This is a genomic window from Phyllobacterium sp. A18/5-2, from assembly GCF_025452215.1.
GTDB lineage: Bacteria > Pseudomonadota > Alphaproteobacteria > Rhizobiales > Rhizobiaceae > Phyllobacterium > Phyllobacterium sophorae.
Map to the genome: position 1 here is coordinate 591348 of NZ_CP104967.1, position 26840 is coordinate 618187.

Annotated in this window: 22 protein-coding genes and 5 pseudogenes; 10 read left to right on the plus strand and 17 right to left on the minus strand. The window is 58.2% G+C overall.

What is annotated here, in order from left to right; all coding sequences use genetic code 11:
• Nucleotides 1–5 precede the first annotated feature (5 nt).
• The 4 genes from N8E89_RS21390 (at nucleotide 6) to N8E89_RS21405 (ending at nucleotide 3563) form a co-directional block, all read left to right on the plus strand.
• Entirely contained in the window at nucleotides 6–1076 is a 1071-nt protein-coding gene (locus tag N8E89_RS21390) for an ABC transporter ATP-binding protein (RefSeq protein WP_262263128.1), read from the plus strand.
• Nucleotides 1077–1256: 180 nt separating this feature from the next.
• The gene (locus N8E89_RS21395) at nucleotides 1257–2027 is read left to right on the plus strand and encodes an amino acid ABC transporter substrate-binding protein (RefSeq protein WP_262263129.1); all 771 of its coding nucleotides are present in this window, start codon (nucleotides 1257–1259) and stop codon (nucleotides 2025–2027) included.
• Between the two features lie 82 nt (nucleotides 2028–2109).
• Entirely contained in the window at nucleotides 2110–2790 is a 681-nt protein-coding gene (locus N8E89_RS21400) for an amino acid ABC transporter permease (protein ID WP_262263130.1), read from the plus strand.
• Nucleotides 2790–3563 (plus strand): amino acid ABC transporter ATP-binding protein, encoded by a 774-nt coding sequence (locus N8E89_RS21405; protein ID WP_262263281.1) that lies wholly within the window; start codon nucleotides 2790–2792, stop codon nucleotides 3561–3563. Before N8E89_RS21400 ends, N8E89_RS21405 begins: the two co-directional genes overlap by 1 nt.
• A 63-nt stretch (nucleotides 3564–3626) precedes the next feature.
• Here the strand turns inward: N8E89_RS21405 and N8E89_RS21410 are convergent, their stop codons facing one another.
• The 6 genes and pseudogenes from N8E89_RS21410 to N8E89_RS21435 form a co-directional block, all read right to left on the minus strand.
• Nucleotides 3627–3851 (minus strand): hypothetical protein, encoded by a 225-nt coding sequence (locus tag N8E89_RS21410; protein WP_262263131.1) that lies wholly within the window; start codon nucleotides 3849–3851, stop codon nucleotides 3627–3629.
• Nucleotides 3848–4533 (minus strand): annotated as a pseudogene (locus tag N8E89_RS21415) (ABC transporter ATP-binding protein). Before N8E89_RS21415 ends, N8E89_RS21410 begins: the two are co-directional and overlap by 4 nt.
• Nucleotides 4530–5279 carry an ABC transporter ATP-binding protein gene (locus N8E89_RS21420; RefSeq protein WP_262263132.1) on the minus strand — a complete coding sequence of 250 codons (750 nt, stop codon included), beginning with the start codon at nucleotides 5277–5279 and terminating at the stop codon, nucleotides 4530–4532. The pseudogene N8E89_RS21415 and the gene N8E89_RS21420 overlap by 4 nt, the downstream one beginning before the upstream one ends.
• Nucleotides 5272–6246, minus strand: coding sequence for a branched-chain amino acid ABC transporter permease (locus tag N8E89_RS21425; RefSeq protein WP_262263133.1), 975 nt, complete (start codon nucleotides 6244–6246; stop codon nucleotides 5272–5274). The genes N8E89_RS21420 and N8E89_RS21425 overlap by 8 nt, the downstream gene beginning before the upstream one ends.
• A 14-nt stretch (nucleotides 6247–6260) precedes the next feature.
• Nucleotides 6261–7175: a branched-chain amino acid ABC transporter permease gene (locus N8E89_RS21430; RefSeq protein WP_113173729.1), complete on the minus strand. Its 915-nt coding sequence runs from the start codon at nucleotides 7173–7175 to the stop codon at nucleotides 6261–6263.
• A 91-nt stretch (nucleotides 7176–7266) separates the two neighbouring features.
• A complete protein-coding gene (locus N8E89_RS21435; RefSeq protein WP_262263134.1) occupies nucleotides 7267–8403 on the minus strand; it encodes an ABC transporter substrate-binding protein in 1137 nt (378 codons plus the stop codon).
• Between the two features lie 286 nt (nucleotides 8404–8689).
• Here N8E89_RS21435 and N8E89_RS21440 point away from each other — a divergent pair, with 286 nt between their 5' ends.
• Nucleotides 8690–9520, plus strand: a complete 831-nt coding sequence (locus N8E89_RS21440) for a hormone-sensitive lipase (protein ID WP_262263135.1) — start codon at nucleotides 8690–8692, stop codon at nucleotides 9518–9520.
• 186 nt (nucleotides 9521–9706) lie between these two features.
• On the opposite strand, the pseudogene N8E89_RS21445 reads toward N8E89_RS21440, so the two are convergent.
• The 7 genes and pseudogenes from N8E89_RS21445 to N8E89_RS21475 form a co-directional block, all read right to left on the minus strand.
• Nucleotides 9707–11409, minus strand: a pseudogene (locus N8E89_RS21445) (GMC family oxidoreductase).
• A gap of 18 nt (nucleotides 11410–11427) precedes the next feature.
• Nucleotides 11428–12233, minus strand: a pseudogene (locus N8E89_RS21450) (ABC transporter permease).
• A 5-nt stretch (nucleotides 12234–12238) separates the two neighbouring features.
• On the minus strand, nucleotides 12239–13051 hold the full coding sequence (locus tag N8E89_RS21455; protein ID WP_262263136.1) for an ABC transporter permease: 813 nt from the start codon (nucleotides 13049–13051) through the stop codon (nucleotides 12239–12241).
• 83 nt (nucleotides 13052–13134) lie between these two features.
• Nucleotides 13135–14128: pseudogene (locus N8E89_RS21460) on the minus strand (ABC transporter substrate-binding protein).
• A 122-nt stretch (nucleotides 14129–14250) separates the two neighbouring features.
• Nucleotides 14251–15555 carry an NAD(P)/FAD-dependent oxidoreductase gene (locus N8E89_RS21465; RefSeq protein ID WP_262263137.1) on the minus strand — a complete coding sequence of 435 codons (1305 nt, stop codon included), beginning with the start codon at nucleotides 15553–15555 and terminating at the stop codon, nucleotides 14251–14253.
• Between the two features lie 17 nt (nucleotides 15556–15572).
• A complete protein-coding gene (locus N8E89_RS21470) occupies nucleotides 15573–16304 on the minus strand; it encodes an HAD-IA family hydrolase (RefSeq protein WP_262263138.1) in 732 nt (243 codons plus the stop codon).
• 40 nt (nucleotides 16305–16344) lie between these two features.
• Entirely contained in the window at nucleotides 16345–17439 is a 1095-nt protein-coding gene (locus N8E89_RS21475; protein ID WP_262263139.1) for an ABC transporter ATP-binding protein, read from the minus strand.
• Between the two features lie 232 nt (nucleotides 17440–17671).
• On the opposite strand from N8E89_RS21475, the gene N8E89_RS21480 reads away from it, so the two are divergent.
• The 5 genes and pseudogenes from N8E89_RS21480 to N8E89_RS21495 all read left to right on the plus strand — a co-directional run.
• Nucleotides 17672–18652, plus strand: a complete 981-nt coding sequence (locus tag N8E89_RS21480) for a LysR family transcriptional regulator (protein WP_262263282.1) — start codon at nucleotides 17672–17674, stop codon at nucleotides 18650–18652.
• A gap of 107 nt (nucleotides 18653–18759) precedes the next feature.
• Nucleotides 18760–21300 carry a heavy metal translocating P-type ATPase gene (locus N8E89_RS21485; protein WP_410010445.1) on the plus strand — a complete coding sequence of 847 codons (2541 nt, stop codon included), beginning with the start codon at nucleotides 18760–18762 and terminating at the stop codon, nucleotides 21298–21300.
• Between the two features lie 188 nt (nucleotides 21301–21488).
• A complete protein-coding gene (locus N8E89_RS29440; protein ID WP_410010446.1) occupies nucleotides 21489–21677 on the plus strand; it encodes a hypothetical protein in 189 nt (62 codons plus the stop codon).
• A 128-nt stretch (nucleotides 21678–21805) separates the two neighbouring features.
• Nucleotides 21806–22270, plus strand: coding sequence for a Cu(I)-responsive transcriptional regulator (gene cueR / locus N8E89_RS21490; RefSeq protein WP_262263140.1), 465 nt, complete (start codon nucleotides 21806–21808; stop codon nucleotides 22268–22270).
• Nucleotides 22271–22398: 128 nt separating this feature from the next.
• Nucleotides 22399–22521: pseudogene (locus N8E89_RS21495) on the plus strand (metal resistance protein); the annotation flags it as partial.
• Nucleotides 22522–22584: 63 nt separating this feature from the next.
• Here the strand turns inward: N8E89_RS21495 and N8E89_RS21500 are convergent.
• The 4 genes from N8E89_RS21500 to N8E89_RS21510 all read right to left on the minus strand — a co-directional run bounded on the left by N8E89_RS21500 (nucleotide 22585) and on the right by N8E89_RS21510 (nucleotide 26214).
• Entirely contained in the window at nucleotides 22585–23613 is a 1029-nt protein-coding gene (locus tag N8E89_RS21500) for an ABC transporter permease (protein WP_262263141.1), read from the minus strand.
• The gene (locus tag N8E89_RS29445) at nucleotides 23606–24250 is read right to left on the minus strand and encodes an ATP-binding cassette domain-containing protein (RefSeq protein WP_410010455.1); all 645 of its coding nucleotides are present in this window, start codon (nucleotides 24248–24250) and stop codon (nucleotides 23606–23608) included. The genes N8E89_RS21500 and N8E89_RS29445 overlap by 8 nt, the downstream gene beginning before the upstream one ends.
• Nucleotides 24138–25136, minus strand: coding sequence for an ATP-binding cassette domain-containing protein (locus N8E89_RS21505; RefSeq protein ID WP_410010447.1), 999 nt, complete (start codon nucleotides 25134–25136; stop codon nucleotides 24138–24140). The genes N8E89_RS29445 and N8E89_RS21505 overlap by 113 nt, the downstream gene beginning before the upstream one ends.
• Nucleotides 25137–25266: 130 nt before the next feature.
• On the minus strand, nucleotides 25267–26214 hold the full coding sequence (locus N8E89_RS21510; protein ID WP_262263142.1) for a sugar-binding protein: 948 nt from the start codon (nucleotides 26212–26214) through the stop codon (nucleotides 25267–25269).
• Between the last annotated feature and the right edge of the window lie 626 nt (nucleotides 26215–26840).

Here is a 26840-nt window from a genome sequence, read left to right on the forward strand (position 1 = left end):
AACCAATGGCTTCTGTCACCATTTCGAATGTTCAGAAAAACTACGGCGCCATGAATGTGCTTTCGGCGGTGGATCTTTCTATTGCCGATGGCGAATTCGTCGTCCTTGTCGGCCCTTCCGGCTGCGGCAAGTCCACGCTGCTCAGGATGATTGCCGGGCTGGAGGAAATCTCCGCAGGCGAGATCAAAATAGGTGATCGGGTGGTCAATGATGTGGCGCCGAAAGACCGCGACATTGCCATGGTGTTCCAATCCTATGCGCTCTATCCGCATATGGATGTCGCGTCGAACATGGGCTTTAGCCTGATGCTGCGTAAGACGGCCAAGGAACTTGTCCTCAACCGCGTTGGCAGCGCGGCAAAGCGGCTTGGCCTTGATGTCTACCTGCAACGCTTGCCGCGTCAGCTTTCCGGTGGTCAGCGCCAGCGCGTTGCCATGGGCCGCGCCATCGTGCGTGATCCGAAGGTGTTCCTCTTCGACGAGCCATTGTCCAATCTCGATGCCAAGCTGCGCGTGCACATGCGCACGGAGATCAAGGCGCTGCACCAGCAGCTGAAAACCACCTCCGTCTATGTCACGCATGACCAGGTGGAGGCCATGACGATGGCTGATCGCATCGTCGTCATGCACGACGGCGTGATCCAGCAGGTCGGAACCCCGCTCGAACTCTACGATCATCCCGCCAATCTGTTCGTCGCCGGATTCATTGGCTCGCCGGGCATGAACTTTCTGCCGGCGGTGGTCGCGCGGCAAGGCAACAAGGTTTCAGCCGAACTGACCGACGGCCAGATGATACCTTTGCGGCCGGAATTGAAGGTCGAGGATGGCGACAGGGTCACCGTTGGAATTCGCCCCGAGAACATCGAGGTCGGTACTTCAGCGGCGCTGAAGGCAAAGATAGAAGTCATCGAACCGCTTGGTTTGTCGACCCAGTTCTATACGCGGCTTGCGGGGCAACAGGTCTGCATCTTCGCCATGGGGCGGACCGATCGCGGGCCTGGCGATACGATTACTCTCGGCATCAAACCGGCAGATGTCCATGTCTTCCACGGCAAGACGGGCTTAAGATTGCCCTAGAAAAATCGGGGATTGGTGGGCGAGCGAGCTTGGAATAATATTCCCACCTTCTGGGGATTTCTGGTATTAATTTCACCATTATAGCCATTGCATCAGTGGTGAATGCCTATGCAGGGCCGTAGCAAAGTGACATTTTTCAGTCATTCGCCGAAAGGCATATAACAAACGGATGGAAACACAATGAACTGGTTGAAATCACTCCTCGTCGTTGGCGCCCTCGCAATTGTGCCCGCACAGGCACAGGCTGCCTCCAATCTCGAGCAGATCAAGGCCGCGGGCGTTTTCAAGATTGGTACGGAAGGCACCTATGCCCCGTTCACCTATCATGATGCTGCAGGCAAGCTCGTCGGCTTCGACGTGGAAATTGGTGAGGCCATCGCCAAGAATCTCGGCGTCAGGGCCGAGTTTCTTGAAGGCAAGTGGGATGGACTGATCGCCGGTCTCGACGCCAATCGTTACGACACGGTCATCAACCAGGTCGGCATCACCGAAGCGCGCAAGCAGAAGTACGATTTCTCCGAACCCTATATCGCTTCCAAGGCCGTGCTCATCATCAAGGGCGACAATACCGAGATCAAGAGCTTTGCCGATCTGAAGGGCAAGAAGTCGGCCCAGTCACTCTCCAGCAATTTCGGCAAGATCGCTCAGGAAGCCGGAGCCGAGCTCGTCGGCACCGATGGTTTTGACCAGTCGATCCAGCTCGTTCTCAACGGCCGCGCCGACGCCACGATCAATGACAGCCTGTCCTTCCTCGATTTCAAGAAGCACAAGCCCGATGCCAATGTGAAGATTGCCGCCCAGCAGGAGAATGCAGATTTCTCCGGGATCATTATCCGCAAGGGTGAACCTGATCTACTCGCGGCCATCAACAAGGCACTTGAGACGATCAAGGCCGACGGCACTTACCAGAAGATCGCCGACAAGTATTTCGGTCAGGATGTTTCGAAGTAACAACCGTTTACCATTGATGGTTTTTACGCTCTAAGGGGGCAGGGAGCAAAACTCCCTGCCCTTGTCTTTGAGGAGAACCGGCTTGTCCCATTGGCTGACATTGATGCTCGAATCGCTGCCCTCACTGTTGTGGGCGGGGCTGATTTTCACCATTCCGCTGACGCTTTTATCTTTCGTGCTCGGCCTCACGGTGGGCCTCATCGCTGCGCTCATCCGACTGTTCGCGCCTGGCCCGTTTGCAGCAATCATCAAGTTCTACGTCTGGATCATTCGCGGGACGCCCCTCCTGGTGCAGCTCTTCCTCATTTTCTATGGCCTGCCAAGCGTCGGCATCGTGCTCGACGCCTTCACCGCGGCCCTCATCGGCTTCACGCTGAACATTGGTGCCTACACGTCGGAAATTCTACGCGCCGTCATTTCCTCGGTTCCAAAGGGCCAATGGGAAGCTGCCTATTCGATCGGTATGAGCTGGTCGCAGGCCATGCGCCGCACCATCTTGCCGCAGGCCTCCAGGGTCGCTGTGCCGCCACTGTCAAACACCTTTATTTCGCTGGTCAAAGATACGTCGCTTGCCGCAGCAATCACCGTGCCGGAATTGTTTCAGGCGGCACAGCGTATCGTGGCAACCACCTATGAGCCCCTTATTCTCTATGTCGAGGCGGCGCTGATTTATCTGGTCCTGAGTTCGGTTCTTTCATCGTTGCAGGCGAGGCTGGAGCATCGCCTGAACCGCTATGGCGGATTCCTGGAGGCGCGCTCATGATGATAGAACTGAAAAACATCGAAAAGCGCTTCGGCGATCTGACGGTCCTCAACGATGTTTCGCTCAGTGTTGCCGAGGGCGCCGTCATGGCTTTGGTCGGACCGTCCGGCGGCGGCAAGAGCACGCTGCTGCGCTGCATCAATCTGCTTGAGGTTCCCACGGCAGGGTCAGTGGAAATCGCGGGGGACAGGCTGGAATTCCACCCCGGCAGCAGAATGAGCTCGAAGCAAATCCAGCTGCTGCGCCGACATACCGGCATGGTCTTTCAGAACTTCCAGCTCTTCCCGCACCGGACCGTGATCGAAAATGTCACCGAGGGCCTGACCACGGTCCTGAAATGGCCAAAGGATCGGGCGCGGCAGCGGGCAATGGCCTTGCTCGAGAAGGTAGGGCTGGCGCATAAGGCCGAAGTCTGGCCATCGACGCTTTCCGGAGGGCAGCAGCAGCGCGTTGCGATCGCCCGTGCCTTGGCACCGTCACCTAAAGTCCTTTTGTGTGACGAGCCGACCTCGGCGCTCGACCCAGAGCTTTCCGGAGAAGTGGTTGACGTGCTGGCACAGTTGGCGCGGGAAGGCACGACGATGGTCATGGCGACGCACGACCTTCGGTTGGCGTCCAAGATTGCTAACGAAGTGATTGTGCTCGATGCGGGCGTTATCGTTGAGACAGGGACATCGCGCGATATCTTCACGCAGCCCAAGCGGGAGCGCACCAAGCGCTTTATTGCGACCTTGACCCATGAGGAAGGTCACACCTACGGCGAGGGTATCTAGGGCGGGTGGAGAACAAAGGTGTTCAGACAAGTCCACCCCCGCGAAAAAGCGCGTTTTGCCCGATCAAACACCGGCCTGATGCAACAGAAGGCCACCCAGCGGTCGGCAGTCTTGATGAAGTTCGACCGGCATGGCCAAGACAGGCTTGATGGCCAAGCCGTGCAATTGCGTCGGGCTTGCTGGCGATGCGTGGCGGGTCGTGGGCACGAAATTTGCCGCAGCGTTGCCGATCAGGCGCAGTGTTTCCTGCGCCTTAATGAGTTCGTTTGCAGCGCTCGTTTGGCTCAAACGCCGAGATATCGATCCTGCAGCGCCGGCGTAAGTTCATCCGGCCTGCCGGTGAAAACCGTTGTGCCCTTTTCGAGAACAAAACAGCGGTCCACCACGGGCAGAAGTTCGGCCAGTGTCTTGTCGACGACAAGAATTGACTGGCCACCAGCCTTGAGCTTGCGAATAGCCGCCCAGATGTCCTGCCGGATCACGGGCGCGAGACCTTCTGTCGCTTCGTCCAGGACAAGCAGGCTCGGATTGGTCATCAGCGCGCGGCCGATCGCCAGCATCTGTTGCTCACCCCCGAAAGCGTGTTGGCATATTGATCGCGCCTCTCATCAAGACGCGGAAAGAGCTCGCTCACTTTTTGCAGTGTCCACTCGCTCCCACGCGCTGCGGCAAGCAGGTTTTCACGCACGGTAAGATTGGGGAAGCAGCGCCGGCCTTCAGGTACAAGACCAAGGCCCAGCCTTGCGATACGGTGTGGTCGCATGCCCCCAAGGTATCTGCCGGCAAAGCTGATGGTGCCGGCGCGCGGACGGGCAAGCCCGAAAATGGAATTGATCGTGGTCGTCTTGCCCATGCCATTACGCCCCATCAGCGCGACGACCTCTCCCGCTTCCACGTCAAGATCAACGCCGAACAACGCCTGGGATGCGCCATAGAACGTTTCCAGGGCGTTTATTGCCAGAAGCGTCATGCTGCTTCCCCCAGATAGGCTCGACGCACTTCGGGATCGTTTCGGATGTCGTCGACTTTGCCGGACGCGATAATGCGGCCATAAACGAGCACGGATATCCGGTCAGCAAGCGCGAATACGGCATCCATGTCATGTTCGACGAGCAGGATCGGTGCCTCCTGGCGCAGGCCGCCGAGAAATTTGGTCAAGCTCCTGGAGCCTTCCGGTCCCATGCCGGCCATCGGTTCGTCAAAGAGAAAGGCCTTGGACCCAAGCGCAAGCGCAATGGCGATTTCGAGCTGCCTGCGCTCGCCATGCGAAAGCTCGGCTGCAGGGAGATTTGAGCGTGCTGCCAATCCCACGCGTTCCAGCATGGCCATTGCCGGATCTGTCAGGCTCTTGTCCGTCATGACTGGGCGAAAGAAGCGAAAGCTCGATCCTTGCCGGGCCTGGACGGCCAGCATGACATTGCGCAGCGCTGAAAACTCCGGGGCCAAGGATGATATCTGGAAGCTGCGTCCAAGGCCAAGGCTTGCCCGCGCCGCCATACCCAGCCCCGCCATGTCCTGGCCGAGGAAGCGGATCGTGCCGCTGTCCTGCCTGATTGACCCTGAGATCTGATGGATCAGCGTGCTTTTGCCCGCTCCATTCGGCCCGATCAGAGCATGAATTTCACCCGGTCTGAGATCAAGGTTCACGCCATCGGTTGCCTTTAACGCGCCAAAGTTCTTGCGCAAATCACGGATTTCGAGGACAGGCTCAACCATGTTGCACCTTTCCGGCCAGCAGGCCCAACAAACCGCCGCGTGCAAAAAGCACAACGCCGAGCAAAATAAGACCAAGGAAGAACTGCCACCGCTCGGTAATGCCGCCAAGCGCATACTCAAAAAACACATACAGCATCGCCCCGGCGACCGGACCAAACAAACGGCCTTTGCCGCCAAGAATGATCAGCACGATCAATTCCCCCGACATATGCCAGGACAGCATGGAGGGGCTGGCAAACCTGTTCAGATCGGCAAAGAGCGCACCTGCCAGACCCGTTATCATGGCTGACATGACAAATGCGGCGAGATTGATATTGAAGGGCGCGACACCGACAGCCGAAAGGCGCGCCGCGTTCTGTCTTGCTGCTTGCAGCGCCGCGCCGAAACGGGAACCTCGTATGAGCCAGAACAGGGCCAGTGCCAGCGTCAATAGGCCGTAGCAGACCAGGAAGAACGGCAATGGCTTGGCCGTGTTGACGAGAGGGAAGGAATTGCGCACGTACAGTGACAACCCGTCCTCGCCGCCATAAGCCGGCCAGGAGATGGCGAAATAATAGATCATTTGCGCGAAGGCGAGCGTGATCATGATGAAATAGACGCCGGCCGTTCGCAGGCTGATTGCACCGATGGGCAACGCAATCAGGGCGCAGATCGCGATCGCCACAAACCAGATCACCGGCATCGATGTGGTGCCCGGGATGCCAAAGAAAAGCGGCTCGCCATTGAATGCATGGGTGGCAAGAATAGCTGCGACATAGCCGCCAAGGCCAAAGAAAGCCGCATGACCGAACGACACCAGCCCGCCGAGCCCGAGTGCAATGTTGAGTCCGACGGCGGCAAGCGCGAGAATGGCGATACGCGTGGCGAGGGTGACATAAAACGGCTCGCCTATCGCCAGCGCTACAAGCGGTAGCGCCATAAGCAACAGAGCCAGCAGGGTGTTTACGATGGGTTCACGGGTCGCCATTGCGGTTCTCACGACTATGCGGCAAACAGGCCGCGCGGCCTGAAGGCGAGGATCAGGGCCATGACGATATAGATCAGCATGGAGGCGAGGGCGGCTCCGATCATCCCGGCCTGTGATGCTGGCAAGATCAGCGCCAGCGTCTTCGGTAAAAGGAAGCGGCCCATCGTGTCGATGGTGCCAACCAGGATCGCGCCGACAAGGGCTCCCTTGATTGAGCCGATGCCGCCGATGACAATGACGACGAAGGCGAGAATGAGCACCGGCTCGCCCATCCCGACCTGCACCGATTGCAGGGCTCCGACCAGGGCCCCGGCAAGACCGGCCAGAGCCGCACCGAGCGCGAATACGACGGTGTAAAGCGTCTGGATATCGATGCCAAGGGCGGCAATCATTTCGCGGTCCGACTCACCCGCCCGGATGCGCATGCCAAGCCTGGTGCGGGAAATCAGGAGATGGAGCCCAACCGCGACGCTGATGCCCACACCGATGACCGCCAACCGGTAGAGCTGGTATTGGCCGCCGCCGGGGAGCGGTACCGCGCCCTGGAGCAGCGGTGGGATATCGAGGTAGAGCGCAAACGAGCCGAACAGCCAGCGCGAACCTTCAGAAAAGATCAGGATGAGTGCGAAGGTGGCCAGCACCTGATCCAGATGGTCACGTTCGTAAAGTCTTCGGATGACCAGAACTTCCATGATCGCGCCAGCAGCCGCTGCCGCCACCAGGCTGGCGATCAGCCCGATCCAGAATGAGCCGGTCGCGGACGCCACGATGGCGCATGCGAAGGCACCGATCATGTAAAGCGAACCGTGGGCAAGGTTGATAAGTCCCATGACCCCGAAGATCAGTGTCAGCCCGGCCGCCATAAGGAACAACATCACCCCAAGCTGAAGCCCGTTCAGAAGTTGCTCGATCAATAATGCAGTGGACAAGGTGGTGATCCAGGCTTCGTTCAAGGTTGAATAGAGAGGGGCTGCCCGTCGTGGCACGCCGGGCAGGCCGGGCAGAACGCAAATGCGCGAATTACATCTTGCACTGGTCCGCGTATGCATCCTTGTGATGTTCGAAAGCGGTCGCAACAATCTTGTTGGTCAACACGTCGCCCTCCTTCACCACTTCACGGACGTACACGTTCTGAATCGGATGGTTGTTGTTGTTGAACACGAACTCGCCGCGTACGGACTTGAAATCCGCCGCCTTTAGCGCCGCGCGGAACGCGTCCTTATCCTTTACACTTGTTTTGGAAAGGGCCGCGATGATGAGGTTGGCCGTGTCCCAGCTCTGCGCTGCGTAGATCGAGGGCAGACGCTTGTATTCGGCCTGGAACGCGTCGACGAACTTCTTGTTGGCTGCATTGTCGAGGTCCTTGGACCATGTCGCCGAGTTCTTTACGCCGAGCGCCGCATCACCAATTGCGCCGAGGACATCCTGGTCGAACGAGAAGCCCGGTCCCATGACCGGAATGTTCACGCCCGACTGCGCATACTGCTTCATGAAGGCGATTCCCATGCCGCCCGGCAGGAAGAAAAACACCGAATCCGCGCCGGAATCGCGTATCTGGGCGATTTCGGCTGCGTAGTCGGTCTGCCCGACCTGGGTGTAGATTTCACCCGCCAGTTCACCCTTGTAGAAACGCTTGAAGCCCGTCAGCGAATCCTTGCCGGCCGGATAGTTTGGGGCGAGGACAAAGGTCTTTTTGTAGTCCTTGTTGGCGTATTGTCCCATCGCTTCGTGAAAATTGTCGTTCTGGTAGGCGACATTGAAATAGTTCGCATTGCAGTTCGCGCCGGCAAGAGCCGAGGGACCAGCATTGGGCGACAGATAGATGATGTCCTGCGCCACCGTATTCGGCACGACCGCCATGGCAAGATTTGACCAGATGATGCCGGTCAGGAGATCGACTTTGTCGCTCTGGATCATTTTTTCTGCCAGCTGCACCGCGATTTCAGGTTTCTGGGCGTCATCCTCGACAATAAGCTCGATCTCCTTGTTGCCAGACTGTTTGATCGCCAGGGTGAACGCGTCACGCATATCAATGCCAAGACCCGCGCCACCGCCAGACAATGTTGTAATCACACCAATTTTCACGGGTTCGGCATTTGCGGCGCTTGCGGTGGCCAGCGAAAGGCCAAGAATGCTGGCTGCTGTGATACTCTTCATGTTGTTCCCCTTTTGGGTGTTCCCGTTTTTGGTTGTATTTAATGTCAGAGCCGAGCCCGAACTTTGCAGAATTACCGACACAGCAGCTCAAACGCTCATAGTAACTGGAAGCGCCTTGCCCGATACCGTCACGTCCAGCAAACAGAGCAGGCCTGCAACTTCGTGCAGCATGACATCTGTTGAAATTTACTTCAAGCACGAAGTTTCAAGATTAAAATGATTGCTTTGCGATCCGTCCGGCCTCTGCTAGCCTTCAGACCATTCACGTCGAGGGAGGGCAAAGCTGATGATCCATCGCCAGATTTCAGACTGGGATGACGCCTATGCCAATGGCCCGAATATTGCCGGGGGTGACCGCTGGCCGCATGCCTGGGTCGAGCCAGCCAAAATCTACCGCGAGACCCTTTTAGCCGCTGGCCGGGCGAAACTTGATCAGGCCTACGGTAACGGTGCACGCAATCGTTACGACCTCTTCCTGCCTGGAGCGACACCGAAGGGATTGGTGGTTTTCGTCCACGGTGGATTCTGGCTCAGGCTCGACAAGAGTTTTTGGTCGCACCTTTCGGCCGGTCCGCTGGCTCATGGCTATGCCGTTGCCATGTTGTCGTATTCGCTCTGCCCACAGATACGCATCGCCGGCATCGTGAAAGAGATCGCTGCTGCGATCAGCATAGTGGCAGACATGATCGACGGTCCGCTCCTGTTGGTTGGGCATTCAGCCGGTGGCCACCTCATAAGCAGAATGGTGTCTGCCACATCGCCGCTTCCAGTACGCCTTGCCGTTCGCATCCGTCATGCAGTGTCTATTTCAGGCATCCACGATCTGCGGCCAATCCTCTGCACCGCAATGAATGACCATCTTCACATCGATGAAGCCGAGGCACTGGCGGAAAGTCCGGCTCTGCTGCGTCCGATGGAAAATGCGCGCATCACGTGCTGGGTTGGTGGCGGTGAGCGGGCTGAGTTTGTGCGCCAGAGCGAACTGCTGGCCAATATATGGACCGGTCTGGGCGCCGCCACGGCGACAGTGGTGGAACCGGATCGTCACCACTTCAACATCATCGATGGTCTCGCCGATCCTGCGCACGAACTGACGACAACCTTGCTGTCTGGTTGAGTGACAAGAATGGTCGCATTGAACCTGTGATCCCCACAATGATTCCAGCGACAACCAATGTGCCGCGCTTTGCGTTTTCAAGTTCCCTGCCCGGTGCGGATTGGTGTCCGAGCTTTAGACCAGTCAGAATCCCGGCATGCAACGGCGATATTTGCACGGGTCGTTAGAGATCCAAAAGAGTGATGGTCATTGCCTGGTTTTGATAAGGTCGGCCATCCGCTCAGCAATCATGATGGTGGGAATGTTGGTATTTGCGCAAGGTATGCTCGGCATCAGTGAGGCGTCGCAAACACGCAGGTTCTGTGTCCCGTAAACTCTGCCGGATGGCGATGTGACGGCCATGGGGTCGTCTTGCGCCCCCATCCTGCATGTGCCGGAGGGGTGCCATGTGCCGCCAACATTTTTCTGAACAAAGGACGTGAGTGCCTCATCGTCATCAAGAAGGCCATCGATCGTGACGCCGAGCGTAACGACGCCATGGATGAGGCCTTTGCGCAGGGGCCCGGCATAGTCGAGCATTGCCGCAAGCGCGCCGCGCTGGACGGCGTTCAATCTGCCAGGCGCTGCGACTTTCGCGACGCGCGGCGAATAGCTTGAAGGAAAAACAATATCTCTGAAGCCATTCATCATCGGATGGGTCAGCGTATCCGCGCCGAGCCGCAAAGCGAGTTTCAGCCGTTGCAGATCGCGCTCGTCTGACAGCATCCTGAAATCGACGGAGGGTTCTGTCCGCGCGTCAGCAGAGGCAAGTGTAAGCAAGCCGCGCGAATAGGATTTGTTGACCCAGAAAAACAGGCTGCCCATGCGCATGCCGACCGAATGCCATCCGGAGCGGGCAAGGATCGCGCCATGCATGTCGCCCTGCGGTGTGCCTTGCAAGCCTGACGAGAAGCGCAGGATGCACTGTTCGTGATGCTCGGCCTGATCGGTTACCCGCGCAGCAGGAGGCAGGAAGGCGGCGATGGCAATGGATGGATGTTCCATCAGGTTGCGCCCGACCCCAGGCCGATGAGCGATCACCGGAATACCCAGGCTTGAGAGGTCAGCGCCCGGTCCGACACCGCTGCGCAGCAACAGCGCCGGCGTGTGGATAGCGCCGGATGAAACGATAATTTCGGAAGCCCGGATCGTGGTGGCCGGTCCACTGCCATGTGCAAGGAGAGTTGCTCCGGTGGCCCGTGTCCCCTCAAACAGCAGCCGTTCGACTGTCCGTCCGGTAATGACACGCAGATTTGGCCGCTGTCGCACCTCTGGTGTCAGATACACCACCGACGTTGGCACTCTTTCGCCGTTTTCACTGACGGCCACTGCACCGACGAAGACACCGTCTTGCCAGTCACCGTTCTGATCGGGCCGCATCGGATATCCGGTCGCGGTCAATGTGCGCGCAACGGCGCCGACGAAGGGGGACATCCGATCCACCGCGAGCCGTCTGATCGGCAGGGGACCATTGTTTCCATGCAGCGGACCGCCGAAATCGCAATCATTCTCGAGCTTGCGGAAATAGGGCAGACAGTTGTCCCAGTTCCAACCGGCGGCACCAAGGGATTGCCATTCATCGTAATCGCCCGGCGCACCGCGATTGGCCATCAGCGCATTGATCGCCGAGCCGCCGCCGAGGATCTGCGCCTGTTCATAGCGGCGGGGGTGGGGGGCGTCCGGTTGCTTGTCGCAAAGCCCATGCGTGCAGTCAGCGCGTTCCATATGTTGCCGGTATCGAGATAGGCGCGGCCGGGGTAACGGCTACGAATTTCGCCTGGCATTGTCTCCAGCGTCAGATCGCGGCCGGCCTCGACGAGGGTGACGGTGTTGCGCGGATCTTCCGACAGCCGGGCGGCCAGGACGCATCCGGCTGATCCGCCGCCGACAATAAGGAAGTCGCTTGTCACGCCGGCATGCTCCAGATCTCAATGCCCATTGACGCGCTCTTCCGGCACTGGCTTGGCCTCTTTGGCATTGAGTGCAATCAAAATGACGAGCAGGAATGATACGGCAGTGAGGAGCGAACTGATCGCTGCGATGGTCGGATCAATCTCGTCTCGCAGCGCGGTAAACATTCGCTTGGTCAATGTCTGGTTCTCGCCGCCTGCGATGAACAGGGCAACGACGGTCTCATCCAGGGCCGAGATGAAGGCGAACAACATTCCCGAAATCACACTCGGCCTGATCTGTGGCAGCGTAACCACGAAGAAGCTGCGCAGCCGGTTCATGCCAAGACTGCGCGCGACCATTTCTTGCGTGGGGTCGAACTTGCGCAGCCCGACGAGCACCGCCGTGATGACATAAGGAATGCCCAGCATGACATTGGCGAGCACGAGCCCCGGTATCGTCGCAAGCAGGCCGACCTTTGCATAAACGAAGAACACGCCGATTGCGATGATGACGATCGGCGTCACGAGTGGCAGGAGCAGGATGATCTGGAGGCTCTGCACAAGCCGCGATTTCGAATTGTTGAGCGCATAGGCGGCGGCCGTGCCGAGAACGGTGGAGATAACCGAGCTCGACACTGCAAGGATCAGGCTCACTTTCGTCGCCTGCATCCAGGCTACGCTGCCAAGATAGGCTTCATACCAGCGCAGTGAGAAGGCGGGGGAGGAAAGCTTAGGAACCGAGCGCTGGAAAACGACATGGGCACGATGATGACGACCGGGACCATCAGGTAAAGCAGAACGAGGCCGACGAAACTGTAAAGTGCAATGCGAACGGGTGTCATCTCACTCACCTCATTCCCATCAGCCGCTCGACCGGGATCAAGCGACTGGCGGCCCAGAAGATGGCGAAGACGCAGGCAAGCAGGACGACACTGATCGAACTTGCTGCGCCCCATTCGTTATAGAGCTCGACGTTGCGGCTGACGAGCATGGAGACCATGAAGGTCCGCCCGCCGCCCAAAAGCTCAGGGGTGATGTAGAAACCGAGTGTCAGGACAAAGACAAGCACAGCGCCGGCGATGATGCCTGGCAGCGACAAGGGCAGGAATACGCGCAAGAAGACGTGCGCCGGCGTTCCGCCAAGACTGGCGCCAGCCATGGTCAGCTCCGCGGGTATTTTCTGCATGGTGGCATAAAGCGGCAGCACCATGAAGGGCAGCAGGATATGCACCGTAGCAATGACGGTACCAAATTCATTGTTCACCAGGATCAAAGGCGTATCAATCAGACCCAGCGATTTCAGGGTGCTGTTGATGATGCCTGTGCGCTGCAGGAGGATCAGCCAGGCGTAGGCGCGTACCAGAACACTTGTCCAGAATGGAAGCACGACCATCGCCAGAACCACGATGCTCCAGCGGCGCGGCAGCGATGCCGCCACATAGGCGACGGGATAACCGAGTAGGGCTGTCGCCGCGGTCACGACAAAGGCGATGCGGAATGTCTGGAGAAAGCTGTGCCAATAGACATCTTCGCTCAAGATGCGCCGATAATTTTCCAACGTGAACCCGTCATGATAGACCGATTGCCAGGCGAGCCACAGCAGGGGAACAAGCAGCAGGGTAACGATGACGGCCAAAGCCGGCACCAGGAGCAGAAACATCAGTATCTGCTCCTGGCGGTCGTGTCGCCGGAAGGCTTCGGGTCGCGATCGAGGCAAGGAAAATCCTCCCGTCAGACTATATGTCATGGCTTTTGGATAAACTCCGCCCAGCGCTTTTGAACGGCTTCCCCTTCCGCTGAACTCCACCATTCGGTCGAGATCAGAACCTGCTTTGCCGCATTGTCCGGTGAACTGGGCAGTTCGGCTGCGCGTTCAGCCGGGATCTTGCCAGTCTTGAAGGCTTCGGGGTTGCCGGGTCCATAGTCGATCTCAAGTGGCAGATTGGCCTGAATTTCCGGTGCCAGCGCCTCGTTCACGAATTTGATGGCCGTTTCCAGATCTCGGCGCGTTCTTGAGAATGCACAGCGAGGTGTTTTGCAAAAAACCCTGGTTGAAGGTAAAGCCGACATCGCCGCCTTCTTTCTGAACCGCACTGACGCGCCCGTTCCAAGCCATTTCCATGTCGACTTCGCCGTCACTCAAAAGCTGGGCCGATTGACCACCGGAGGTCCACCAGACCGTGATATGCGGTTTGATCTCTTCCAGCTTCTTGAACGCCCGGTCGACATTGATCGGGTAGATCTTGTCAGGTGCAACGCCGTCGGCAAGAAGTGCGGCTTCGAGCGTGGCCAGGGGATGATTGCGAAGCGCGCGGGTTCCAGGGAACTTCTTCACGTCCCAGAAATCCGCCCATGACTGCGGTGGATTATCGCCGAACTTGCTCTTGTTGTAGGCCAGCACGCTCGAATAGAATTCATATGCGGCCGAATAAGGCGTCTTGTATTTTTCCGGCATCTTTTCGGCGTTGGGAATCTTGCTGAAATCGAGCTTTTCGATCAGCCCCTGTTCACCGCCGCGGATGCAGTCTTTGGTTGGCGTATCAACGACATCCCAGACCGGCTTTCCGGTCGCGCCCTGCGTCTTGATCACTGGCCAGGCATCGGGCGAGCTGTCCTGATTGATGGTGATGCCGAGTTTTTCGGCAACCGGATCAAGGATGGCCCTGGTCTGGGCCTCCTGATAGGCACCCCCTTGCGAAATGAAGGTGATCTGCTCGGCAAATGCGCTTGTGGCCATCAGGGCCGTGCCCGCGCAAGCCACCGCGAGGGTAACTTTAAAATGTTGGTACCGCATGCTCGTTCTCCTCTGTTTTTCGTGAGGCGCCAGGCCTCTTTAGCGGTCGCTCAAATCGACGGGTCTTATCGCCCGATTGCATCAAGGAACTGGTACCAGCCGGCAACAAGCCGGACGGCGGGTTCTCGAATGGGGTAGAAGGGGACTTTCTTCAGGCGTTCTGACGCAAGAAGTCCGATATTCGGCCTGTTGCCAGTGACAATCTCCGCCAGATATTTGCCCATCAGCGTCGACATCGCGACTCCGGTGCCATTATATCCGACGGCATAGCTGATCCTGTCGTCGAGCCGGCCGACATGTGGAATGCTGTCGAGTGTCATGCCAACCAGCCCCGACCAGCGATGCGTTACCTGGACGTCGGCGAGTTCCGGAAACTGCGCGACCATGGCTTTTTGCAAGGCGGCGAAGGCCGATGGTGAATCGGTCTTGCCGAACGCACCGCGACCGCCGAACAGCAGCCGGTCGCCAGATTTGCGGAACCAGCGCATCATGCGCCGTGTCTCCGTGTAGCTGCGGCCCTTGCAAAGCAGCGTTGCCGCCGGCTTGCCGGTTAGCGGTTCGGTCGCGATAATGGCGCTGCGGAAGGGGATAAGGGTTCGCTGCACGCTTTGTGTGGCTGCAGTCAGATCCGAGTAGGCATTCGTCGCCATGACTGCGTGGCGGGAATTGATGGTTCCGCTGGGCGTTTCGAGCACCAGCCCTGCGCTGTCACGCCGTATCGAGGTGACCGGGCTCTGTTCGAAAATCGCAATGCCCTCGGCGGCTATTCCGGCAGCAATGCCGCGAACGAAATTGAGGGGGTGGATGACGCCGCCATGGGTATTGAGAAGTCCCCCGGTAAAACCTTCCGACCCGGTTTCCTCCAGCATTTGTGATGACGCAAGAATGGACGTGGAATGATCGCCCAGCACATCGTTAAGCCATGCGACCTCCTGCTTGAGGGCAGCGAGCGAACTTTCATTGTGGGCACAGCGCAGGCTGCCGCTTTCCTGAAAGTTTGCCTCTTTGATATCATAGGCTTCGACCAGTTCGCCGACATGATCAATGGCCTCGATACCGAGGTCGTGCATGTGCCGCGCCATGTCGATGCCCCAGCCTTCGGCAATGCCGGAGAAGGTCAGGCGGAACTTGCCCGAAACCACGCCGCCATTGCGTCCGCTCGCACCCCAGCCAACGCGGCTCGCCTCAAGCACGACGGGGCTAAGGCCCTTGCGTGCCAGATAGCGGGCGGCTGCCAGCCCCGTATAGCCACCGCCTATGATGGCGACATCATATTGCCTGTTGCCGGACAGTTTGCCAAAGCGCGGCTCACTGGCGACCGTATCACTCCACAGTGATGTGATTTCAGACAGGGGCGGGGCGGAGACCATGGATCTGCTTCTCCGGATCAGGCTGCCGTTGCCGAATTGTGGAAGCTGAGAATTTCCGCGTCCACCGCGTCGGCAAGCTGCTTCAGCGACGAGAAATGATAGTCGGGTTTTGTCAGCGTTGTCGGGGCGGGGGTTCCGCCAAAACCTTCCAGGCCCTGTCGGCGCTCGATCCAGCACACGGTGTAGCCAAGATCCTTGGCGACACCGATATCGTGGTGCTGGCTCTGTGCCACGTGGAGGATCTCGTTGAACTGGTAGCCATGCGCGGACTGGCGGCCGCGATTGAACGCGAAGAACTGCGGGTTCGGCTTGGCAACACCCGTCTCATCGCATGTGACGCTGTCATGGAAGGGATTGCCGAGCGTGGCGGAATAAGCGGAAAAGGCAGTGCGATCCGCATTGGTCATGGCAACCAGGCGGAAATTCTTGCGCAGCCGCTTCAACGCGGCAACGGAATCGGCGAAAGCGGGCCAGCGGAATATCGAAAGCTGGAAGGCGTCAGCCGTTGCATCGTCGTTCCGCAAACCGAGTTCAGTGGCGAGCGATAGATAGACGTCCTTCATGGCAAAGCTGGAGCGGCCGTAGAATTTGTCCCTGCCGCGCTTGTAGGCTTCGAAAATTTCGTCTTCGGGAGCCCTGGCTGCCTTGTCGCCGCCAAGTTCGCGGATGGCGCTGATGACGCCCGTTTCGAAGTCGATCAGTGTGCCGACAACGTCGAATGTGAGGACTTTGAAGGTTGTAAGTGACATTTGCATTCTCTCGTCAGTTTGTTCGGATTGCGGTTATTGATTAATAGGCGGCCTTGGGAACCACGATCGTATCCTGGGGATGGAGCCCGATGGTCATTCTGGATCCCACGGGTTTGATCTTTGTCAGGCCCGTGTGATTGCTCGGCTGGCGCAGGCTCAACTTGGTCCCATCGTCGAGTTGTACGAAGACGCGAGCACTTTCACCTTGATAGAGGACCTCAGTCACGGTGCCGGCCATGCGATTGAGGATGCCGTCATCGGCTTCGTCCGCAATCAGCAATTTCTCGGCGTGGACAGCGAGAAAAATTTCTTTGCCTTGAGGGACCGGGTGGGCGGAGTGCAGATGGTATGGTCCAAGCCTGGCACTCCCTGTCGCCGCATAGTCCACAGGAACGAGGGTGGCTTCGCCGATAAAGCTTGCAACAAAGGAATCCGACGGATGATCGTGCAGCCGGACCGGTGTATCGATCTGCACGATCTTGCCGCGATTCATGATGGCGACACGGTCGCTCATCGTCAGCGCTTCCCGCTGATCATGGGTCACGTAAATGATGGTTGCGCGCAGTTTCTGGTGCAGATGGCGCAGTTCAATCTGCATGTTCTCGCGCAACTGTTTGTCCAGCGCAGACAGCGGTTCATCCATCAAAATAAGCCGCGGTTCGAAGATGATGGCGCGTGCAAGGGCAACGCGCTGCCGCTGGCCGCCGGAAAGTTCGGTAATGCGCCGGTGCTCGAAGCCTGTGAGTTCGACCATCGAAAGCGCGTCCCGCACCTTGGCCGCCCATGTTGACTTCGGCTGGCGGCGTGCGCGCAGCGGGAAAGCAACATTCTCGCCCACGCTCATATGCGGAAACAGCGCGTAGTTCTGAAAAACGATACCGATATCGCGCTTGTGGGGCGGAGCATATGTAATATCCCTCTCGCCGAGAAACACCGAACCGGAGGTGGGTTGCACAAAGCCGCCGAGAATGCCGAGAAAGGTGGTCTTGCCCGACCCCGAGGGGCCAAGGAGGGAAACGAACTCACCCGCACCGACCTCGAGGCTTACGTCGTCCAGGGCATGAAAGGCTCCGTAACTCTTGCGAGCATTGCGGATCGATACGCCGACACTTTCAATATTATTTGCGATATTCATTGAGATCCACTGCAACTTTCCTTGCAAACCAGCACCGAAGCCAGATGCAATCCTGTTCATTGAGCAGAGATATACAGCTCCTTTCGCTGGCCAAGGACTACCCGCCAGACGACAAAACCGTATCGAATTCCCCTTGTTCTTGGCCTTTCCAAAAAGCCTGTTGACGATAACAGATCAAAAGATGGATGAGCTGGCAATTGAAAAAAAGTTGGCTGAGGTGTTACATGGTGTAATGACCTTGCTGCGCCGTTCCCTGCCGTCGATGAATGCCCTCTTTACTTTCGAGGCGGCAGCCCGTTGCGGGAATTTTTCCAAAGCGGCGAACGAACTGAATGTCACACCCGCTGCGGTCAGCCGGATGATCGCGCGGCTGGAAGACCATCTCGGCACGCGGCTTTTCGTTCGCATTGCGACAGGATCGTCCTTAAGTGAAGCGGGCACGATCCTGTTCGAGAGCATAACCAAAGGCTTTTCGGGAATTGAAAATGCGTTGCGCGAAATCGAGGACCGCCAGACCGGTCTCGAAACGGTTTCGCTTTCGGTTTCAACCGGGTTCACCACGCATTGGCTGATGCCACGAATGAGCAAGTTCAAGTCAGACTTCCCGAATGTCGACCTGCGCTTCCAACTTGTCATAGGTGCACTTGGTGGTTCAGTTGCCGATGTCGACCTTGGAATGCGCTTTGTCGACGGCTCGGATGAACGGCACGAAGCCGTTTTGATCATGCCGGAAATCCTGATGCCGATTTGCAGCCCATCCTATTATGAGCAGTACGCGACCGGACAGGAAGGGGTGGAGGCGCCCGTCTATACAATCGTTAATCTGGATAGTGCCCAGCCCGACTGGTCCGGTCTGTTCCTGCCCCGCCAGGCCGGAGAAACGGTCAATTCGCTCATCTTTTCGGACTATGCGATTGTTGTGCAAGCGGCATTGCTCGGTCAGGGTGTGGCCCTGGGCTGGCTGAATGTCGTTGCGCACTGGCTGCGCACGCGGGCACTGGTCCCTGCGCGGCAGGATCTGATGGTAACGGGGCGGCTTTGTCATCTGGTGCGCATGCGCGACAAGCCGCGCCGCCCAGTGGTGTCGCACATCCGCGACTGGATTATCGCCGAACTGCTTGAAGACGTTCTCGATCTTGATAGGCAATATCCTGCTCTCGGACTCCAGGCATTGCTCGATAGGAAATCGCCTGTGGCGTCAACTGAGAATTGACCGGCGTTGCTGCACGTGTCTGCCTTGAATGGGTGCTTTCAAAGGCCTTGACCTTACCACGATGGGAAGCCCTATCTTGCTGGTACCAGGACAAAAGAGGTCTTCCAATGAGCATGCCAGACGTGCAGATTCGCCCAAATCATCAACTGGTCATTGAAGGCATGACATGCGCCTCATGCGTTGGCCGGGTGGAGAAAGCCATTGCAAATGTGCCTGGCGTTGCCAAGGCTTCGGTTAATCTTGCAACAGAACGCGCCGATATTGCCTTTTCCGGCACGCCCGACGTTCCAGCCGTGATCAATGCGATCCGCAATGCCGGTTACGAGGTGGGCGAAAGAACTATCGAGCTCGATATCGAAGGCATGAACTGTGCGTCCTGTGTCGGCCGGGTCGAGAAGGCGCTCAAAGCCGTCTCCGGTGTCACCAATGCCAGCGTCAACCTGGCGACGGAACGGGCAACCGTGCGGGTTGCGAGCGCAAGTACGACCGCTTCCCGTCTGGCACAGGCCATCAAGGCTGCAGGCTACGCAGCCAATGAGGTCGCAACAGGCAAGGCCGAAGATGGCGAGCCTGACCGGCGCGAAGCCGAGCTGCGCAGCCTGAAGATCAGTCTCGCAGCCGCTGCCGTCCTGACGATACCGGTGTTTATCCTTGAAATGGGATCGCATCTCGTGCCCGCTATCCACGAATTCGTCATGGAAACCGTGGGCATGCGGGAGAGCTGGTATCTCCAGTTTCTGTTGACCACGCTGGTGCTGTTTGGTCCTGGCTTGCGCTTCTTCAGGAAGGGCGTGCCGGCACTGTTGCGCTTGGCACCCGACATGGATTCGCTTGTCGTACTCGGTACCACCGCGGCCTGGGGCTTCTCGGTCGTCGCCACCTTTGCGCCGCAACTCCTGCCCGAAGGCACAACCAATGTCTATTATGAGGCTGCCGCGGTTATCGTGTCGCTTATCCTGCTCGGCCGCTATCTTGAAGCCCGCGCCAAGGGCTGCACGAGCGAAGCGATCAAGCGGCTGCTCGGACTGCAGGCCAGGTCGGCGCGTGTTCTGCGCAATGGGGAAGCGGTCGATGTACCACTTCAGGAGGTACACACGGGCGATGTGATCATTGTCCGTCCCGGCGAGAAAGTCCCGGTTGACGGTGTGGTGATCGACGGGTCGTCCTACGTGGATGAATCGATGATCACTGGCGAGCCCGTGCCCGTGAACAAGGCCGGCGGTTCGGACGTTGTTGGCGGGACGGTCAACAAGAACGGCTCCTTCACCTTTGAGGCAACGAAGGTTGGAAGTGACACGCTGATTGCCCAGATCATTCGCATGGTCGAGGAGGCTCAGGCGGACAAGCTGCCGATCCAGGCGATGGTGGACAAGGTGACAAACTGGTTCGTGCCCGCTGTCATGCTTGCGGCTGCCGCGACGTTCATTGTCTGGCTCATTTTCGGTCCCGATCCCGCCCTGACCTTTGCCCTTGTGAATTCGGTCGCCGTTTTGATCATAGCCTGCCCCTGCGCGATGGGGCTGGCAACGCCGACGTCGATCATGGTGGGGACTGGCCGTGCAGCGGAAATGAGTGTGCTGTTTCGCCGAGGAGATGCCCTGCAGACGCTGCGCGACGCTGAAGTCATCGCGCTCGACAAGACCGGTACGCTGACACTCGGCGAACCGACACTTGCCTATTTCAAGACGAGCGAAGGTTTCGGTCGCAACGAAATCTTGAGCCTCGTTGCCTCACTCGAAGCGCGATCCGAACATCCCATTGCCGAGGCCATTGTCGACGCCGCCAGGCGTGACGGCTTGCCGCTCGCTGCCGCAGATAATTTCGCAGCAACACCCGGTTTTGGCGTTGCCGCAATGGTTGCCGGCCGGAAAGTCGAAGTAGGCGCCGACCGGTTCATGGTAAGGCTCGGCCACAGCGTCGCCCCTTTTGCCAATGATGCCGAGCGCCTTGCCCGGGAAGGGCAGTCACCGCTTTATGCTGCCGTTGATGGCAGGCTTGCTGCGATCATCACGGTTGCCGACCCGATCAAGCCGACGACGTCCGAAGCAATTGCCGCATTGCATGCACTCGGCCTCAAGGTTGCGATGATTACGGGCGACAACCGCCGCACCGCCGAGGCGATCGCCCGCCGTCTGGGGATCGACGAAGTTGTGGCAGAATTGCTGCCTGATGGTAAGGTCGAGGCGGTAAAGTGGCTGGCGTCAAAGGGGCAGCGCGTCGCCTTTGTCGGCGACGGTATCAACGACGCTCCAGCGCTGGCCGCCGCGGATGTCGGCCTTGCCATCGGCACCGGCACAGATGTGGCGATTGAAAGTGCCGACGTGGTGCTGATGTCCGGGGATCTGCGCGGCGTGGTTAATGCCATTGCTCTGTCGAGAGCGACAATCCGGAACATCGGCCAGAACCTGTTCTGGGCCTTTGCCTACAATGCGGCGCTCATTCCGGTGGCTGCAGGCGCGCTCTATCCGGTTAATGGCACATTGTTGTCACCCGTGCTTGCAGCGGGTGCCATGGCCCTTTCGAGTGTGTTCGTGCTGACCAACGCCCTGCGGCTCAAAAAGGTTCAGCCCTCCACTGCACGGGGCATGATCGCGCAGACGCTGGTATGGGTCAAGATCGGAAAACGCAATCAATTCAACTTCGGATGAGGAACTGGTCGAATTCCACGTCAGACATGTGGCGGGTGGCACCACAAGTGCACGCATCCTTACCCAGGCGGGCCCGGAGACGTCCTTTCAGCTCATCCTTCCTGCGGGAAAAACACCGCGGACCTATTCTCGCCATAGCGGGTGGCTCGGACCTGGCACCAGTCAAGGCTGTTGCCGAGACGGCAAACATGGGACAACCGATTGATGTCTATTTTGGCGTCAGGGCATCACGTGACCTATATATGGTTGAGCACTTTCGTGAATTGAGCATGCTGTACGGCAACTCAGCTTTGTTCCCGTCTTGTCGCAGGAAGCGCAAGCTGGAAGACGCAATGATCAAGTGGGAGCGGGCGCCGCCGAGGATCTCAGCGACTTGATGGCTGGAAAGCCCATCTTGCCGGACCGGCCGCCGTGATCGATGCTACGGCACCTCTCTTCATCGAGCGGGGTATTCGGGCGGCCGACATTCATGCAGAGCGTTAGACGAAATGACAGGAGCAAGACGATGAACATTGGCGAAGCAGCTACCGCCTCGGGCGTTTCGGCAAAGATGATCCGGCACTACGAGTCGATCGGCCTGATCAAATCGGCGGATCGCACAGGGTCTGGCTATCGTGTCTATTCAGGCAACGATCTGGAGACGCTTCGCTTCATCCGCCGCGGGCGTGACCTTGGGTTCTCAATCGAACAAATTCGCCACCTTCTGGCGTTGTGGCGCGATCGCAGCAGGGCATCGTCCGATGTAAAGCGTATTGCGCTGGAACATGTCGAAGAGTTGGAAGCGAAGATGCGCCAGCTTCAGGAAATGGCCAATACGTTGCGCCATCTCGCCACGCACTGCCACGGCGACAGCCGACCAGATTGTCCGATCATTCAAGACCTGGCGCATGCTGACACGAGTGATTTCGTCCCAGCTGTTGCTGTATCCAAGCGGTCGGGGGCACTGAAAGGCACGTTGGCCGGTCAATGAGGGGGCAGGCCGACACCATTCCGTTTGCTCGCGCAAAGCAGAATATCGGGCTGACAAATCCACGAAAATTGCGTTGGAATATCCCCTCGAGGGGGACGGGGCGTTAAGGAACAAACCCCAGAGCCCGTCAGGCAAAGCGTACATTGATACAGGATCATCTCGATCATTGCCTTGAAGAGACTGTCGGCGCCTTGCCAAAGCAACAACGCAAACCCATCGACGAATTCAGGGAAATCACCGAGTATCTTTGAGTTCGTCCCGGTCGCCATTGACCCGGTGCGCGTGCCTGCAGTCGAAAATGGCGAAACAATCCGCTATCCGATCTCGTCGGTAGTGGCCGGCGCCTGACGCGGCGTCGAGCCTTTTCTATTCAGCACGCGGATCGCGTTCGCAGCCCTTCTCTTTGCCCGGTAGCGGTTGAATTGCTGATCTGCCAAGACCCCGGACAGGATCACCGCTCCCATCACCGCGAAGTTGAGCGAGGAAGGTATGCCGAGAAGATTGACCAAGTTCTGCAACTCCTGGAGCAATACCGCGCCCAACACGACGCCGATGATCGAACCTTCTCCGCCACGCAACGAGAAGCCGCCCAAGACGGCAGCCGCGATAGCGTAGAGTTCGTAGAAATTGCCATGTGACGAGGGCTGCACCGATCTGGTGAACATAGCAAAATAAACCGCGGCAACGGCGGTCAGCACAGCACAGATAACATAGGCAGCGGTGATGACGAAACCGGTGCGGATGCCCGAGTAGCGTGCCGCATCCTCATTCTTGCCCACCGCCTGCAAATGCCGGCCAAAGACAGAGCGGTGAAGCACGAACCAACAGACCATCCCGATGATAATCATGGCGTAGAAGGAGTGCGGAACTCCAAACGAGCGCCCAATGGTCAGCCATTCCAATGCTGGATAGTGCGCGCCGAAGGGAAAGCCGGCAGTCGCTTCGCCCGTATAGCCGCGCGCGACGCCGCGATAGATCAGCAGGCCACACAGCGTCACCACGAAGGGTTGCATCCTGAGTTTGGTGATCAAAATGCCATGAGCAAGACCGAGGAGCGTTCCGATGGCGATAACGACAAGGATCGCCACCGGCCACGGCACTCCGAACTTACCCACCATGTCGACGAATATGACGCCGAGCAGCGCAATCATCGACCCAACCGACAGATCGATACCACCCGTCATGATCACAAAGCCCTGCCCGATAGCGAAGAGGCCGAACAGGCCAATCAGGTTGGCTGTATTGCCCAGATTGATTGGCGAAAGGAACAGCGGATTTCGTAGATAGACTACCGCTCCCACAATTATGATCAGAACTGCCAACCCGAGGTCTTTCTTATGCATTGGTTTTCCTAATTGCGCCGACAGCGAGCTTGAGCACATTGTGTTCGGAGAACTGCGATCGCGACAGCGATCCGGCGATTTCCCCTTCCCGCAACACGACGATACGGTCGGACACGCCAATCACTTCTTCCATGTCGCTTGAGATCATCATGACCCCAACGCCTGCGTCCGCCAAAGCGCGCATGAGCCTGTAGATTTCAACCTTGGAGGCGACATCAATGCCCCGTGTAGGCTCGTCAAAAATGATCAATACTGGCCGCATGGAAAGCCATTTTCCCAACACAACCTTTTGTTGATTGCCGCCGGAGAGTTCTGCAGTATTGCGCATGACATCGGTGGTTCTGATGGCAAGTTTTGTACGCTGATCCTCGGCGCGCGCTTTAACCAAGTTTTGCGAAACGAAGCCGTTGCGGGACACTGCGCCAAGATCGGCGAGGCAAATATTATCGCAGATCGCGCTTTCCAACACGAGGCCAGTGCGTTTGCGATCCTCTGGCACGAGATAGACGCCCGCTTCGATAGCGTCACGCGGCGAAGCCGCGCTGAACGGCTTGCCCGCGAGCATGATCTCGCCCTCGAGAATGGTGCCGATACCGAAAATGGCCTCGGCCAGTTCCGTTCGTCCCGCGCCGACCAGTCCGGCCACCCCCAGAATTTCCCCGTAATGGATATCGAAATCGACCAAAGCCCATGGTTTTGCGCCGGTTCGGACAGCCCTCAGAGACAAGATGGCCTCTCCGGCAGGGCGAGGCCGGCGGCGCATACAACGAATTGAGGTCGCGTCCGATCATCATGCGGATCATGGCGTCATGGTTTATTTCAAACTTGCCGAGTTCACCGGCCGCCTTGCCGTCGCGCAGCGCGAAGACACGGTCGGCGCATTCCTCAATCTCGCTCAGCCGATGCGATATGTAGATGACGGCGATGCCCTCGGCCTTGAGATCGGCTATGACGTTCATCAGTGTTTTCGTTTCTGACAGCGTCAGTGATGACGTTGGTTCATCCATGATGATGACCCGCGCCTTGATGGAGAGCGCCTTGGCGATTTCGAGCAATTGCCGTTCGGCCAATGACAGATCAGCGACGGGTGTGTCGGGCTTGAACATGGCGCCTACGCGTCGCAGAAGCGGTTCGGCTGCGGCGCGCATGGCTTTTTCGTCCAGGAGCCCGAGGAAACCCGAGCGTATTTCGCGGCCCAGGAACATGTTGGCAGCGACATCGAGATTGTCGAAGACGTTGAGTTCCTGATGCACGAATGCGATCCCCGCGGATTGTGACTCGGTCACCAGAAATCGGTCGCATCGCACATCATCGACAATGATATGGCCCGAACTGGGCTGGACAACACCCCCCAGAATTTTCATCAGCGTGGATTTGCCGGCGCCATTTTCTCCGATCAGGGCCAGCACTTCGCCGGCCATGACCGACATGGACACATTGGAGAGGGCCACCACGCCAGGATAGGCTTTTGAAATGCTTTCAAGCACCAACAGGGGGCGCTTCCGATCCGCTTTCGTCGTCATGTGTCGTGGCCATCTGATTTACGGGAAGCAGAGATAGTCGACGCCATTGGCCAAATATTCAAAGTAACAAGCTCGCACCGGGCCGGATGAACCGCCCGAGCCCGATGCGGCTGCACTGGCCGGCAGGAGTTTACCCGCCAATGCGCTCTTTGAGTTCCGCCTCGAAGGCATCAACGTTGGAAGCGTTGATGACTTTGGTCGGAACAATGATGAGGCCATCCGCCGGAACTCCCGACTTGTCACCCTCGAGATACTTCGCCATCAAATGCATGCCTTGATAGCCCCACTGGTAGGGATCCTGAACGACCGTTCCGGCGAACTTGCCCTCGCGCACCGCACCCAGGGTGATCGGGTCCTCATCGAATGCGATGACCGTGATGGCGCCAAGCTTGCCCGCTGCCTGGAGGGCCTCGTAAATCTTTGGTGGGTTGTAGGAATAAAACCCTACCATGCAGGTGATGTCCGGATTGGCGGCAAGCACGTCATCGACATTGGACCGGGCACGGGCGAAATCGACGTCGTCGCCGCGCACATCGGCAAGCTCGATCCCGGATCTTTCCACGGCCTTACGGAACCCGGCGATACGCTCGATAGCGTTGTCGGCCCCCAGGAACCCGACAAAACCCATGCATTTTCCACCTTTGGGCATCGCGGCGACGGCGATTTCGCCAGCCTGCACGCCTGCTAAGGTGTTGGAGGAGCCAAGATAGGCGATGCGCTTGCTGGCGGGCGCGTCACTGTCGGTGGTGAACAGCGGCACCTGGGCCGCAACACGATTGAATGCGTCGATGGAGTTCTTCGGGTCGGCCGACGATATCATGATTGCATCGGTGCCGGCAGCGACAAGGTCATCCATCAGGGCATTCTGCAGGGCAGCGGTACCCTGAGCCGGATAGCGGAACTGCAGTTCGTAGCCCGGCAACTCCCCTTGAGCCTTCTTGACGCCGGCTTCGGCGAGCTTCCAGAAGTCAGAAGCGGCATTCACGACGAAAGCCAACTGGGGCTTATCCTGAGCGACAGCGGGGCCGGCCAGACCGGAAACCACCATGGCGATCGAGACGGCAAGGTTCAGGTTCATTGTTTATCCTCCCATTTTCAGAGCATGGTCGCGGCCATACTCCTCGGTGTTACTGGATGCCCCGAAGCAATCCATTTGCCGCAGGGCGGTACATATCCATTGCTTTGGGCGTCCGCCCGGACGATCGCATTCGGATAGCCCCCGGAGCCGGCGTCGGATATTGCTTACCGCGCATGTCCGCGCACGGTCTCGAACGTTACATGGCGGGATTGCGTCGGATCACTCGATGATGATACCGGGCGCAGAAGCCCGGCTCTTCACTCGTGCACACATCCAGACCGGTGTTGATCGTGTCCGCGACGGTCTCCCCTTTATCAGTTGGATCACTACCTCAGGGGTGTGCTGACCCACTTGGGAGTGGCTCCGTCCTTGGTTAAAGGACTGCACCTGCGGCCAAGCGCTCGCCAGAACTGTTGCCGCCGTGATCCACCCTGCGGCACATAATGAGGCATGAACTCAAGTCATCGAACCAACATCGATGTTCAATGCGGTCGCAGATCTAGTCATATTAAATGCTAATAACAGCACTTAATTAGCGCAGCCGTCAAGCACGAAATTCAACAAGCATACGGGCCGTACGTACAGGAAATGCAACAAGGGTGCCTGTTGCCGCCACGGCACGAAGT

Bases quoted from the DNA above. Each gene is read 5' to 3' on its own strand.
- N8E89_RS21390 (WP_262263128.1), top strand. From the start codon at position 6: ATGGCTTCTGTCACCATTTCGAATGTTCAGAAAAACTACGGCGCCATG.
- N8E89_RS21395 (WP_262263129.1), top strand. From the start codon at position 1,257: ATGAACTGGTTGAAATCACTCCTCGTCGTTGGCGCCCTCGCAATTGTG.
- N8E89_RS21405 (WP_262263281.1), top strand. From the start codon at position 2,790: ATGATAGAACTGAAAAACATCGAAAAGCGCTTCGGCGATCTGACGGTC.
- N8E89_RS21420 (WP_262263132.1), bottom strand. From the start codon at position 5,279: ATGGTTGAGCCTGTCCTCGAAATCCGTGATTTGCGCAAGAACTTTGGC.
- N8E89_RS21425 (WP_262263133.1), bottom strand. From the start codon at position 6,246: ATGGCGACCCGTGAACCCATCGTAAACACCCTGCTGGCTCTGTTGCTT.
- N8E89_RS21435 (WP_262263134.1), bottom strand. From the start codon at position 8,403: ATGAAGAGTATCACAGCAGCCAGCATTCTTGGCCTTTCGCTGGCCACC.
- N8E89_RS21440 (WP_262263135.1), top strand. From the start codon at position 8,690: ATGATCCATCGCCAGATTTCAGACTGGGATGACGCCTATGCCAATGGC.
- N8E89_RS21455 (WP_262263136.1), bottom strand. From the start codon at position 13,051: ATGTTTCTGCTCCTGGTGCCGGCTTTGGCCGTCATCGTTACCCTGCTG.
- N8E89_RS21465 (WP_262263137.1), bottom strand. From the start codon at position 15,555: ATGGTCTCCGCCCCGCCCCTGTCTGAAATCACATCACTGTGGAGTGAT.
- N8E89_RS21470 (WP_262263138.1), bottom strand. From the start codon at position 16,304: ATGTCACTTACAACCTTCAAAGTCCTCACATTCGACGTTGTCGGCACA.
- N8E89_RS21475 (WP_262263139.1), bottom strand. From the start codon at position 17,439: ATGAATATCGCAAATAATATTGAAAGTGTCGGCGTATCGATCCGCAAT.
- N8E89_RS21480 (WP_262263282.1), top strand. From the start codon at position 17,672: ATGACCTTGCTGCGCCGTTCCCTGCCGTCGATGAATGCCCTCTTTACT.
- N8E89_RS21485 (WP_410010445.1), top strand. From the start codon at position 18,760: ATGAGCATGCCAGACGTGCAGATTCGCCCAAATCATCAACTGGTCATT.
- N8E89_RS29440 (WP_410010446.1), top strand. From the start codon at position 21,489: ATGGGACAACCGATTGATGTCTATTTTGGCGTCAGGGCATCACGTGAC.
- cueR (WP_262263140.1), top strand. From the start codon at position 21,806: ATGAACATTGGCGAAGCAGCTACCGCCTCGGGCGTTTCGGCAAAGATG.
- N8E89_RS21500 (WP_262263141.1), bottom strand. From the start codon at position 23,613: ATGCATAAGAAAGACCTCGGGTTGGCAGTTCTGATCATAATTGTGGGA.
- N8E89_RS21505 (WP_410010447.1), bottom strand. From the start codon at position 25,136: ATGACGACGAAAGCGGATCGGAAGCGCCCCCTGTTGGTGCTTGAAAGC.
- N8E89_RS21510 (WP_262263142.1), bottom strand. From the start codon at position 26,214: ATGAACCTGAACCTTGCCGTCTCGATCGCCATGGTGGTTTCCGGTCTG.